Genomic DNA, 12423 nt, shown 5'->3' with positions numbered 1-12423 from the left:
ATGCGCGGAATCATCCTCGCCGGAGGCTCAGGAACCCGCCTCTGGCCGATCACCAAGGGCATCTCCAAGCAGTTGATGCCCATCTACGACAAGCCGATGATCTACTACCCCCTCTCGACGCTGATGATGGCCGGTATCCGCGAGGTGCTCATCATCACCACCCCCGAGTACAACGACCAGTTCAAGGCCCTCCTCGGCGACGGCAGCGAGCTCGGCATCCGCCTCGAATACGCCGTGCAACCCTCCCCGGACGGCCTCGCGCAGGCGTTCACCATCGGTGAGGACTTCATCGGCGATGACAGCGTCGCCCTGGTGTTGGGCGACAACATCTTCCACGGCGCCGGCCTGGGCTCGGCGCTCCGCAACAACGCCGACATCGACGGCGCCCTGATCTTCGCGTACCACGTGTCCAACCCCACCTCCTATGGGGTCGTGGAGTTCGACGACGACTTCACCGCCGTGTCGATCGAAGAGAAGCCGACCAAGCCCAAGAGCAACTACGCCGTGCCCGGGCTGTACTTCTACGACAACTCCGTCGTCGAGATCGCCAAGTCCATCGAACCCAGCGCCCGCGGCGAGCTGGAGATCTCCACCGTCAACGAGCGCTACCTCAACCAGGGCAACCTGCACGTGCAGGTCCTGGACCGCGGCACCGCCTGGCTGGATACCGGCACCTTCGAATCGATGATGCAGGCCTCCGAATACGTGCGCGTCATCGAAGACCGACAGGGCCACAAGATCGGCTGCATCGAAGAGATCGCCTGGCGCGCCGGCTGGATCGACGACGCCCAGCTGAGCCGTCTCGCCGCCCCGCTCGCCAAGAGCGGTTACGGCGTCTACCTGAACGGGCTCCTGAAGAAGGACTAGCCAGCCCGCCGAATCACCTCAAAGGCCCCGTGGATGCGATCCACGGGGCCTTTGCGGCATCTCGGCAGCGGGGCGTCAGCCGCCGGACTGGATGTGGGCGAGGACGTCGTCCATAGTGGCCTTGATCCCCGCGGGCAGGCTGGTCAGCTGCCGCCGGTCCAGGTCGGGCCAAACCGTCGAGGTGATGCGCAGATCCAGGCCCTGCATCGAGGCCTCGGCCGAGTAGCCCAGCATCACATTCGGCTGGCCTTTGGCGAGGCTGCGGATCTGGCCGAGCAGGTTGCTGATCGTCACGGCCTGACCCGAGGCGAGGTTCTTGATCACCTCTGTGCGTCCGGTGGCGGCGGTGACCTCGAGCAGCCTGGCGACGCAGTCCACGACGAGTTCGGCGCAGTCACGCACGAAAATGTAGTCCCGCATGGTCTCCAGCGGCACGAAGATCGACGCCGGCTTGGGTGAGAACTGGGCCTTGGCCAGGTGCGAGATCAGGCCCTGCATCTTGCCCAGCTTCTGGCCGGGCCCGTACAGGTTCGCGATCCGGCCGGCGAGCACCGAGACCCCGCTGGCGCGGGAGAAGGCGAACAGGCTCGCCTCGGCGTCGAGCTTGAACCGTCCATAGCCCGAGATCGGCACCGGTGTGCTGCGCTCGTTGAACGGCGGATGCGCCGAACCGCCGTACACGCCGCCGGCCGAGGACGCGTAGAACACGGCGCCGGCGCCGGAGGTGCCCTGGTGGGCGGCGGCGGTGCCGACAGCGTCGAGCACCAGGCGCAGCTGACGCAGTTCCCGATCGATCGCAGCCGGGGGTGTGGAGGTGACGGCGTTTCCGGCCAGCCACAGCACCGCCCAGTTCGTGCGCTCGGTTGCGGCGGTCTCGAGCAGCCGGGTGGCGGTCGCCGCGGCGGCGGCCGCCAGGGCGTCGTCATCGGCCCACGGCAGCGGTTCTGCGTTCAGCAATACCCAGCCGGGGCGACGGCTGATCGCGGCGGCCGTGGCACCGCCAAGCAGGCCGCGGGCCCCGATCACCCAGACGTATGTGGTCACTTGGCCGCTTTGCGCGTCCGCCCGAGAGGCCCATCCGCCGGGTCGGTCGTGATGAGGTACGGCGGTTTGCCCATGGCCATGTTCACGTTGATGCCGATGTACTCGGCGATGATGCCCAGGGAGAACAGGATGAACCCGGCGCTCAGCAGCACCAGGACGCTGAGCGACGCCCAACCCTGGATGGCGATGTCACCGGCGAGCCGCTGGATGAAGATGACGACGGCGAAGATCACGCCGATCACGGCAAAGACCACGCCGAGCCCGCTGACGATCCGCAGGCCTCTGGTGCCGGTGGTGAGGATCATGCGCCAGAAGTGCGAGAACAGCCGGCGGGCCGAATAGCCGGAGCTGCGTTCGCCTTCTTCGCGCAGTTCGACCGGGGAGGTCGTGACGCGGGAGGCGACCCAGCCGATGGCGACGTCGAGGTAGACCCCGGAGCCGGCATAGGCGGCGACGCTGCGGCCGATGTTGCCGAGCATCAACCGGTAGCTCTGGTAGTCGGCGGCCGCGCCGGTGCCGGACAGCTTGGTGAGCAGGTATTTCGCGGTCTTCGAGGCGGCGTTGCGCACGGGTCCGTGTGGGGCCGGGTTGGTCGGCTTGGCGTAGACGACACTGGCCTGCTCGCGCATGGCGGTGTCAAGCATCCCGCCGATGGCGCGCGGGTCGTGCTGGCCGTCCTCGTCGAGGGTGACGATCCAGTCGCCACCGGAGGACGCCATGCCGGCCAGGGTCGCCGCGTGCTGACCGAAGTTCTTGCTCAGCCAGATGCCGCGGGCGAACGGAAAGCGTTCGGTGATGCTGCGGATGATCGACGCGGAGTCGTCCGGACCGTGGTCGAAGACCAGCAGAACCTCTTCAACCTGGAAGCTGTACCCGTCGGGGGTGATGCTCAGCCGGGTCAGCGGTTCGATCTCGTCGAGCACGCCGGTGAGGGTGCGTTCTCCCTGATAGACGGGGATGACGATCGAGATGCTGTGGTCGGCGACGTCGGGTTCTGCAGAGGGGAGTGTCACGGGTTCAGAACCTATCACACGGGCCGTTTCGTCGAACGGGTCAGTTGGCTGCGGCATCCGTCGTCACCGCCTTGGACATGCGACGACCGAGCCAGATGTAGGCGAGCCGGCGCAACTGGGCCATCACCCTGGCGCGGGCGTTGCCGATCCGCCGGTCGGTGCTGGAAACGACGTCGGGGCGGGTCTTCGCCATCCAGTTGTGGAACCCGATCGCCTGCTCGGCCTGCTCGGCGACCAGGCGCACGCTCCACTGGCTGTCGGAGATGCGGAAGCCGGCCAGGCTGCCGGGTACGCCGACGAACTTCCCTTCGAGCAGGACCATCGAATAGGAGGTCTCGTCGATCAGGTACGGCCAGCGCGAATCCCACCAGCCCACCTTCTCCAGAACGCTCCGGCGCATCATCACGCAGCCGGGTTCGCCGAAGATGTTGGTGCCCTGGGTGATGGTCTTCCGCACCGCGACGGCGCCGTCATGCACGCCGATCAGGCCGGCCAGGCCGCGGTTCTTCAGCACCGGTGCGCCGTTGGCGTCGACGATGTCACGCGGGGAGGCGGTCAGCACGGCGCCGGGCTCGTTCATGAGCGCGGCAACCTGCTGGGCGACGATGGTGGGGTAGAGCAGGTCGTCGCCGCAGACGAGTTTGATCAGCTCGCCGGTGGCCGCCTGGCTCACCCGGTTCCAGTTGCGTAGCGCGCCACCGCCACCCTCGGTGTGCAGCAGGGTGACGCGAGGGTCGGCGCTGTAACGCTGCATGACGGCCCAGGTGTCGTCGGTGGACGCGTGGTCGGAGACGATCACCTCGAGGTTCGTATACGTCTGGCCGAGCACGCTCTTCATGGTCTCGTCGAGGTAGTCCGCGTTGTTGTATGCGGGGATGACGATCGAGACGAGTGGAGAACTCGAGGGCACGGCTGCATCAGATGTCATGGTTAAAGTGTTGCTCGTTTCTTCGGAAGAACAGTGCCCTTACGATACCGGGTGGGCCTGAGAGGACCGTGCGTTGCGATTACCCAGCTGCCCTGCGCGACAATGGGTGAGCGGCTCGCTCCGCGGTGGCGCGGAATTTTCGATCTTCACCGCCTGCGTGGCACCCTGCCTGAACGCGGGTATGTGCGCCGTGACGCCGGATTCCGGCTGGGCGATCGCCGCCGAATAGAAGAGATAGGGCATTTAGTTTGGTCAAGTCGAGATACCTGTGGCCTGCCGTTGTGGTCGCTGCCGTCCTCCTCGGGGCGGCTCTCCCTCTCCTCGTGAACCGTGGATACTACTTCGTCGATGACACTCAGGCGGGCGCATTCGGCCAGTGGTACGAGATCGGTACCCGCATTTTGGAGGGTAATTGGTCGCTGATCAACCCCCTGGTCTGGCAGTCAGGTAACTACCTAGCCGAGGGGGCCTGGGGTATCTTCAGCCCTGTCCTGTGGCTAGTGGGTCTCTGGTCGCACTGGGCGGGTAACGCCCTGGTCTTCTCCACGGTTGTGAAAGTGATCTGCCTCGTGGCAGGCTCCCTAGGTACATACCTGCTCGCCCGCACTTTCCAGGTCACCAGGGCCTGGTCGGCCGCGGTGGCCGCCGCCGTTCCTTTTGCCGGTGTGACGTTTTACCTGGACGCCACAACCTGGGTCAACGGGCTGCTCGCGTGGAGCATGTGGGCGTTGGCCTTCGGCCTGACCCGCCGGGCGGTGTTCTGGGCGAAATCACCGACCCTGGCGATCCTCGCGTGCATCGGCACCGTCGGAATCGGCTACGTGCACGCGACGATCTTCCTCGCCATAGCCCTGCTCGCCACCATCATCGAGGCCTTCGTGGCCCGCCATCGGGCCTCGATCATCCGCGCATTCCTGATCGCGTTCGGTGCCGGATTCTTCGCCATCGTTGTGCACCTGCCCGGCCTGTTGACGGCATCCACATCCGGCCGCAGGCAGGACATCGTCAACACCGGCCTGCTTACGGTCGACTTGAGCGGTCTCGTCGCCTCCGCGACCGCGGTCGGGATCCCGCAAGTCGGCATGTACGGCGCTTACTTCCCATCGGCTCCGCTGGTCTACACGAGCTGGATGCTCCCGCTGTTCGCGTTCATCGCGTGGCGCCGGTTGATGCCTCTGCTGGCCACCCGGCTCAGTGTGGTCATGTTGCTCGGCGTGGCGCTGCTGGGCGTATTGTTGCCCAGCGACGTCGGCCCGCTCCGGATCCCGGTGCGCATGATGCCGTACTTCACAGTCGCGCTGCTCCTCATCCTGGCGATCGGCATGTCTCTCGCCAGGGTCGAGACCATCTCGCGGCGGCGTTTCCTCGCGGCCGCCGGCTACACCGTGTTCGCCGGCGTCCTCACGGTCTACCAGGGGCCGCAGCATGCGAAGGTCATCATGGCCGCCGTCATCGGGGTGGTCGCCGTGTTGTGGATTATCTACCGAATTGGCTCGCCCACGGGGCTGCCCGCTGTGCCGGCCCGCTGGCGAGATCGGGGCCGAAAGGCGCAGGGCTGGATCGTTCCCGGACTCGCCATCGCCGTCACGGTCGGTTTCATTTACCCCCAGCACGTGGTGCACCCCGCCGCGCCGCTACTGGACTACCAGGTCCCGCATCTTGTCGAGGACTACCGCGCGTTGCTGACCGAGGCCGAGGGCGACGTACTGGTCGTCGGCGGGCCGCTCAACTCCCAGATCAACTCCGCGGACTGGCCGGAAACGACCGTCGCCAACCTCTGGTATATCCCCGACGCACCCGTGCAGAACGCCTACACGTCAGTGTTCTACCCGGGCTATGGTGATGCCCTGTGCATGCAGTATCAGGGCGTCACCTGTGCCGACCTCCTGCCTAAGCTGTTCAACTCAAACACTGACACCGGCCAGGACCTCGCCGACGACCTCGGGGTCAGCTCGGTGCTGATCGTTAAGAGCACCGTCGAAGAAGAATTATGGTCTGTCACCCCTGAGGGCTGGCATGTGGCCGCCGATACCGAGCTCACGAGGCTGATCGTGCGGGACGAACCGGTCGCGGGCGCGGGAAGCGTCGTGTGGCACTCGGAAGGTACCCAGGTGACCGTGCTCAACGAAGACGACATGGGCGTCAGCTTCCGTGTCGACGAGGTCGGCCCGGACGGCGGCGAGGTCGCGCTGAGCAGAATCGCCTGGCCGGGCTACGTCGTCGACGGTGGCACGCTTTCGACCGAGCTGGTGAACGACTTCATGATGGGGATCGACATCCCTGCAGACTCCGCCGGCGAGGTCGTCACTGTTGCGTTCCGTGCACCGGGCTGGCCGATGCAGGTTGCTTCCGGCATCTTGCTCGTGATCCTGCTGCTGGGATGGGGACTGATGAGGTTCCTCATCCGTCCCCGTCCTACCGACCGCCGACCGCGGACAGGCTGGATCGGCGAGCTCCGCGACCCACTGAAAGAAGCGAACCGATGACCGCCCTACCTGCTGTGAGGGTCGTGGTCGTGGTCGTGGCCTTCAACCGTCGCGACCTGCTCCTGGAAAGCCTGGCCGCCCTGGCCGGTCAAACCCGCCGGCCCGATGAGGTCCTGGTGATCGACAACGCCTCCACCGACGGCACGGCAGAGGCCGTCCGCTCGGCGCACCCCGAGGTGACCCTGGTGGTGCTCGACCGGAACACCGGCGGGGCCGGCGGCTTCACCGCCGGCCTGGCCGAGGCCGTCGGGCCGCTCGGCGCGGACCTGGTCTGGTTGATGGACGATGACACCGTGCCCACCGAGACCGCACTCGCGGAGCTCCTGACGGCGCGCGCGCACGCTCCGGCGTCCACCAGGATCCTCGCGTCGACAGTGCACTGGACCGACGGCAGGGAACACCCGATGAACATGCCACGGGCACGGCCGTTCGCCGCGCGCCGATCCCTGGAGCGCGCCCGCGAGTTCGACTGCTACCCGGTTCGGTCGGCGTCGTTCGTGTCGGTCATGATCGACGCGCGCGCGGTCGCCGAGCACGGTCTGCCGGTCGCCGGGTACTTCCTCTGGAACGATGACTTCGAGTACACCGCCCGGATCCTGCGCGGGTCGACGGGATACCTCAGCCGACGCAGCATCGTGGTGCACAAGACCAAAGTCTTCGGCTCGACGAACATCGACCCCGGGCCCCGGTTCCGGCTGGAGGTGCGCAACAAGCTGTGGCTGCTGCGCCTCTCGCCGGCACTGTCCCCCTTCGAGCGGGTGCTCTACGCCGGCGCGACGGCCCGCAGCTGGATCAGTACCTTCGTGCATTCCGCAGACCGGGCCACGCTCCGGCACGGCCTCCGGGAGGGCCTGCGTGAAGGCCTCACCACCCGACCGGCCACGAACGCCCAGGTGCTTGCCGGGTTCGGCCGGGTGAGCGAGTCCGTGCAGGCGGCGGAGGCCGGTCCGGCCTGGGCGTCGTCGTGACGAGCCCCGGCCTGCCCTTCTCCCTGCTGCTGCCCGTCTACCTGGGGGACCGACCCGAGTACTTCACCCGGGCGTTCTCCAGCGCCGTCACCGACCAGACCCGTCGCCCGACCGAGGTGGTTCTGGTACGGGACGGCCCGATCAGCCCGGCACTGGCCGAGGCCATCAGCACGGCCATCGACGCCTCCCCGGTGGAGGTTCGCCGGGTCGACCTGGACGTCAACGTGGGTCTGGCCGTCGCGCTGACCCGCGGGCTGGCCGCCTGCCGGTTCGACGTGGTCGCCCGAATGGATGCCGACGACATCTCGCTGCCGGAAAGATTCGCCCGGCAGCTGCCCGCTATCGAAGCGGGCTGTGACCTGGTCGGAACGGGCATGCTCGAATTCAACGAGCTCGACAAGATCCTCGGCCGCCGGGTTCCGCCGGTCGGGCAGGCCGAAATCAGCCGCCAGGCCAGATTCCGCGACCCGTTCAACCACCCCACCGTGGTGTATCGCAAGTCGGCGGTCGAGGCCTCCGGCGGCTACCGCCATCTTCCGCTCATGGAGGACTACTGGTTGTTCGCGCGAATGATCATGGCCGGCGCCACCGTGCGCAACCTGCCCGAACCGCTGGTAATGTACCGGGTCGACTCCGGTGCATACGACCGGCGCGGTGGCTTTTCCCTGTTCCGCAGCGAGCTCGCCCTGCAGCGCCGACTGCTGGCGGACGGGTTCGTCACGCCCGGCCAGTTCCTCCGCAACGTGATCGTGCGCGGTGGCTACCGCTTCGTTCCGGTCGTCATCCGACGAGCGGTTTATCGCCGAATGGCCGTGAGCAAGCACACAGACACGCCCCAGTAGGATCGAAGTTTGGTCGAACTGGCCGCGCGTAAGTGAGGATGGGTGTTATGAACGTTGACCTTGTGGTTGTCGGTGCCGGATTCTTCGGCCTCACCGTGGCAGAGCGCTGTGCCAACGAATTGGGACTGCGGGTTGTCGTCATCGACAAGCGCGACCACATCGGTGGCAACGCATACAGCTCGGTCGAACCCGAAACCGGAATCGAGGTGCACCGCTACGGCGCCCACCTCTTCCACACCTCGAACAAGGTGGTCTGGGACTACGTCAACAGGTTCACCTCCTTCACTGACTACCGGCACCGGGTGTACACCACGCACAAGGGCGAGGTGTTCCCGCTGCCGATCAACCTCGGCACCATCAACCAGTTCTTCCACAGCGCCTATTCGCCCACCGAGGCCCGCGCGCTGATCAGCGAGCAGGCCGCAGAGGGCGAACTCGCCACGGTGAGCAATCTCGAGGACAAGGCCGTCGCACTGATCGGCCGTCCCCTCTACGAGGCGTTCATCAGGGACTACACCGCCAAGCAGTGGCAGACCGATCCGCGGGAGCTGCCCGCGGAGGTCATCAGCCGCCTGCCCGTGCGGTACAACTACGACAACCGGTACTTCAGCGACACCTATGAGGGACTGCCCGTCGACGGGTACACGGCCTGGATCGAACGCATGGCCGATCACCCCAACATCGAAGTGCGGCTGTCGACTGACTTCTTCGACCTCGACCAGGAAATCAACATCCGCGACGCCGTGGGCACGGTCCCCGTCGTCTACACGGGTCCCGTCGACAGGTACTTCGACTACTCGGAGGGTCCGCTGTCCTGGCGCACCCTGGACTTCGAGGAAGAAGTCATCCAGACCGGTGACTACCAGGGCACCCCGGTGATGAACTACGCAGACACCGACGTCGCGTACACCCGCATCCACGAGTTCAAGCACTTCCACCCAGAGCGGGACTACCCGAACGACAAGACCGTGATCATGCGGGAGTTCTCGCGTTTCGCCGAGGAAGCCGACGAGCCTTACTACCCGGTGAACACCGCTGCAGACCGGGAACGCCTGCTGCGCTACCGGGAGCGCATCGCCGAGCAGCCCAACGTGATCTTCGGCGGCCGGCTGGGCACCTACCAGTACCTCGACATGCACATGGCGATCGGCGCCGCATTGTCCACCTTCGAGAACAAGCTCCGTCCGCTTTTCGCCTCGGGCGCCACGAACTGACCCGGCTACACTGGCAAGGACAAGCATGACCTTCCTGATCCTCGCCGCCACGGGACCTCCCGGTTCCGCACTGCGGACCTGGGCCAAGATGCCGCCCCACTGTAATGGGCGACGACCCTTGCTTCACCACACTCCCGAACGCGCCGTTGACGACGTGCCCATCAAACGGGCCGGCATCCAGGCACCCGTGCCTGGAGCGGCCTGGCTGCGGGACGCGACGGTGCCAGAGCGCACACGTCGTTTCCTCGAGCCACGAGAAGCGAAAGTATCTTTTCACCATGTCTGACATCCTCTCGAACGTCCTCGGCAGGCCTGCCCTGTTCACCGCGGACCTCTCGCCGGAGACCGCCGAACGGCTGAGTGCAGCACTCAGCGCGCGCCAGCAAGCGTTATTGGTCTCCGCCGTGAACTTCCACGCACTAGACAATCCGGGCCTAGCCCTACGGATCGTTGTGCACATCGCCGGCGCGGGTGGGATGGCCCACCTGACGGATGCGGGTACTCGCCACACCAAAGTCACCACCGGGGCCACGAAGGTGGGGGAGTTCACCGCCCGGAGTTCGGTCTCGGGTTCACCGCACCCGCACTACACCCACCACCGCAAGGGCTGGCTGACCGATCCTGAAACCGGGGTGCGCAACATCGTTCTCGACGCCGAGCGCGAACCAGGTGCCCCATCGGCCAACGGGCGGGCCAGCCTCTACTGGAGGCTGCGCGGTGGCGTGGAACGCCGCTACCCGTTTGAGTACGACCGGATACGCCAATGGCTGCTGCGGGGCCGGGAATCTTCGCTCAATTCGGTGGTCGTGGATCGCCGGCTCGTAGACGTGACCGGCATACCCGCGGGCGAACCTGCGGCAGGCGGGGAAAGCGCCGTCATTTTTGGTGTGCACTGGCTCGAGTTGGGCGGTGCTGAGCGCTGGGCTATGGAGTCCATCGCACTCGCCACGGCAAAGGGTCTGCGCCCGATCGTCATCACTGACGTGCCGTCAGCGCATCCGTGGATAACACGCGCGGAACTGGGCGGTGCCATCGTCCTTGCCCTGACCCACCCCATCGAACAGCCCGAGCATTCGGAGCCGGTGCTCGAGGCGCTCGCCATGAACTTCGATATCCGGGGCGTGTTCGTGCATCACAGCCGGTGGGTTTACGACCGGTTGCCGTGGCTGCGCAATCGGCTGCCCGGCATCCAGGTGGCCTCTACCCACCACATTCTCGAATACAACGGCGGCGGGTACCCCGCCATCGGCGCTGCCTTGGACGAATTCATCGACGTGCACCACGTGATCTCCCCGCAGCTGGAGGATTGGCTGGTTCGGGTGCAGGGCATCCCCCCGGACAAGATCGCCCTTGCCCCCCTCATCGGGCTAACCACGACCGGAAGTGTCGCTGTCGCCGCGCGCCCGCGCGCCGACGAGTCCGTCTTCACCCTGGGCTTCATCGGCCGATTTGCGGCTCAGAAACGCCCCTACCTGTTTACGAAGCTAGTCAGGGAGCTACACGCCATCGACGGGCTCTCCGTGCGCGTGGTCATCCAGGGCGGTGGGGAACTCGAGCACTTCCTTCGCCGCGACATCGACAGCCACGGACTGTCCGGCATCGTCGAGTGGGTCGCCGAGGGAGCGCCTGTGAGCAACACGCTCGCGCGGGTCGACTGCCTGGTCCTGAGTTCCCAGAACGAAGGACTCACCTTGACGACCCTCGAGGCGCTTGCCGCCGGGGTCCCCGTAATCTCGACCGACGTCGGCTCCCAGCGCACCGTCATCGTGCCGGATGCCCTCGTCGCCCGCGACCCAGGTCGTTTCCTGGCAGAGGCGAGCGCGATTGTCGTCCGGATGGCCGAGTCCGAGGTATACCGCGTCGACGTTTGGCGTCGAGAAGTCGCCCTGGCCCAGGAATTCACCGAGTATGAAAGCGCCCACGATTGGGCCGGAAAGCTGTTCGAGTTATGGATAAAGTAAGCGCCGTCGTCGTCACCTTCAACAGGCTCGCGAAGCTCAAGACGGTGATCGCCTCCATCGAAGCCCAGACCTTCGCGCCCACCCGCCTCATCATCGTGGACAATGCGTCGACCGACGGCACCGCGGAGTACCTCGGTAAGCTGACGACCAGCATCCCGCTCGAGGTGATGTCCCTGCCCACGAACACCGGCGGGGCAGGTGGATTCTCGGCGGGCATGGAACGCGGCTATCAGCTCGGCGCCGATTTCGTCTGGATCATGGACGACGACTGCTACCCGCAGCCCGACGCCCTCGAGAAGCTGCGTGACGGCTTCGTCGCCGCCGTCGCCGAGCTCGGCCCCGAGGTGCCGTTCTCCTGCTCGTTGGTCAACTACATCGACGGCGCCATCTGCGAGATGAACAATCCGGAGCCCACCTGGGACTGGGCCAGGCTCGTGTCCAAGGGTCAGCGTTCGGTGACGGTGAAGAGCTGTTCCTTCGTGTCGGTGCTCATTCCCCGTTGGGTGATCGAGAAGCACGGCCTGCCGTACTCCGAGTACTTCATCTGGTTCGACGACCACGAGTACACCCTGCGCATCACCCGAGCCTGCCCGGGTGTGCAGGTCCTCGACAGCGTTGTCGTGCACGACATGGGCGACAACAAGGGCGTCAACTTCGGCTTGATCGATGACGCCAATGCGTGGAAATTCGCCTACGGCATCCGCAACGAGGCGTCGTTCAGGCTGCACCACCAGAGTCTCTTCGCCTACCTGTATTTGTGCGCCCGGGTGGCCCTGATGATGCGGCGGGGCCGGGTCGCCGGCAAGCTGCAGCGCCGGATGTACGGTCGCCTGCTGGCCGGAATCCGGTTCAACCCGGCCGTCGCTTTCCCCGCAACTGCACGGAGATAGTGGCCGAAGTCCTCATCTGTCGGCGGAGTATCGCTGTTCACCGTCCCGGGCGAACTTAGGGACTTCGATGCCTTTGGCTCGCGGCTCAGCTTCTGCCAGGCGTCCTGAGTGCGCAGTCGTCAGCCGGCTCCGGCTCGGCGGGATCCACCGGTACTAGCTGATCCGGTCGCGCAGTACAGTGCCGAGTAACTCCGCGTGCCAGACCCTTCA

Annotated in this window: 10 protein-coding genes; 7 read left to right on the top strand and 3 right to left on the bottom strand. The window is 66.0% G+C overall.

Translation table 11 applies throughout. The annotated features are described in order from the left end of the window. Positions 1–867 (top strand): glucose-1-phosphate thymidylyltransferase RfbA, encoded by an 867-nt coding sequence (gene rfbA, locus E3O57_RS17040; RefSeq protein WP_103461189.1) that lies wholly within the window; start codon positions 1–3, stop codon positions 865–867. Between the two features lie 75 nt (positions 868–942). Here rfbA and E3O57_RS17035 read toward each other — a convergent pair whose 3' ends face one another. From E3O57_RS17035 to E3O57_RS17025, 3 genes are read right to left on the bottom strand one after another with little or no spacing between them, the layout of a single operon-like run. After that, positions 943–1911: an NAD-dependent epimerase/dehydratase family protein gene (locus tag E3O57_RS17035; protein WP_103461188.1), complete on the bottom strand. Its 969-nt coding sequence runs from the start codon at positions 1909–1911 to the stop codon at positions 943–945. Next, entirely contained in the window at positions 1908–2924 is a 1017-nt protein-coding gene (locus E3O57_RS17030) for a glycosyltransferase (protein ID WP_241990477.1), read from the bottom strand. The genes E3O57_RS17035 and E3O57_RS17030 overlap by 4 nt, the downstream gene beginning before the upstream one ends. A 40-nt stretch (positions 2925–2964) precedes the next feature. Next, entirely contained in the window at positions 2965–3852 is an 888-nt protein-coding gene (locus E3O57_RS17025; protein WP_103478854.1) for a glycosyltransferase family A protein, read from the bottom strand. A gap of 323 nt (positions 3853–4175) precedes the next feature. Here E3O57_RS17025 and E3O57_RS17020 point away from each other — a divergent pair, with 323 nt between their 5' ends. From E3O57_RS17020 to E3O57_RS16995, 6 genes are all read left to right on the top strand, one after another. Further along, complete coding sequence (locus E3O57_RS17020; RefSeq protein ID WP_133159724.1) at positions 4176–6338, top strand: hypothetical protein; 2163 nt, start codon at positions 4176–4178, stop codon at positions 6336–6338. Continuing rightward, positions 6335–7306: a glycosyltransferase gene (locus E3O57_RS17015; protein ID WP_103461185.1), complete on the top strand. Its 972-nt coding sequence runs from the start codon at positions 6335–6337 to the stop codon at positions 7304–7306. Before E3O57_RS17020 ends, E3O57_RS17015 begins: the two co-directional genes overlap by 4 nt. Next, positions 7303–8148, top strand: a complete 846-nt coding sequence (locus E3O57_RS17010) for a glycosyltransferase (RefSeq protein WP_103461184.1) — start codon at positions 7303–7305, stop codon at positions 8146–8148. Before E3O57_RS17015 ends, E3O57_RS17010 begins: the two co-directional genes overlap by 4 nt. Before the next feature lie 47 nt (positions 8149–8195). After that, positions 8196–9362: a UDP-galactopyranose mutase gene (gene glf, locus E3O57_RS17005; RefSeq protein ID WP_103461183.1), complete on the top strand. Its 1167-nt coding sequence runs from the start codon at positions 8196–8198 to the stop codon at positions 9360–9362. A gap of 278 nt (positions 9363–9640) precedes the next feature. Continuing rightward, complete coding sequence (locus E3O57_RS17000) at positions 9641–11323, top strand: glycosyltransferase (RefSeq protein WP_165787879.1); 1683 nt, start codon at positions 9641–9643, stop codon at positions 11321–11323. Then, a complete protein-coding gene (locus E3O57_RS16995; protein WP_103478856.1) occupies positions 11311–12213 on the top strand; it encodes a glycosyltransferase family 2 protein in 903 nt (300 codons plus the stop codon). Before E3O57_RS17000 ends, E3O57_RS16995 begins: the two co-directional genes overlap by 13 nt. The last annotated feature ends 210 nt before the right edge of the window (positions 12214–12423 follow it).

The organism is Cryobacterium sp. TMN-39-2 (genome assembly GCF_004402745.1).
Lineage (GTDB): Bacteria > Actinomycetota > Actinomycetes > Actinomycetales > Microbacteriaceae > Cryobacterium > Cryobacterium zongtaii.
Note: the sequence above shows the minus strand (reverse complement) of the source record. Positions and strands in the feature narration are given on the sequence as shown.

What these genes read in the sequence shown, in the direction of transcription:
- E3O57_RS17025 (WP_103478854.1), bottom strand. Translation starts at nt 3,852, where the DNA reads ATGACATCTGATGCAGCCGTGCCCTCGAGTTCTCCACTCGTCTCGATC.
- glf (WP_103461183.1), top strand. Translation starts at nt 8,196, where the DNA reads ATGAACGTTGACCTTGTGGTTGTCGGTGCCGGATTCTTCGGCCTCACC.
- E3O57_RS16995 (WP_103478856.1), top strand. Translation starts at nt 11,311, where the DNA reads ATGGATAAAGTAAGCGCCGTCGTCGTCACCTTCAACAGGCTCGCGAAG.
- E3O57_RS17000 (WP_165787879.1), top strand. Translation starts at nt 9,641, where the DNA reads ATGTCTGACATCCTCTCGAACGTCCTCGGCAGGCCTGCCCTGTTCACC.
- E3O57_RS17015 (WP_103461185.1), top strand. Translation starts at nt 6,335, where the DNA reads ATGACCGCCCTACCTGCTGTGAGGGTCGTGGTCGTGGTCGTGGCCTTC.
- rfbA (WP_103461189.1), top strand. Translation starts at nt 1, where the DNA reads ATGCGCGGAATCATCCTCGCCGGAGGCTCAGGAACCCGCCTCTGGCCG.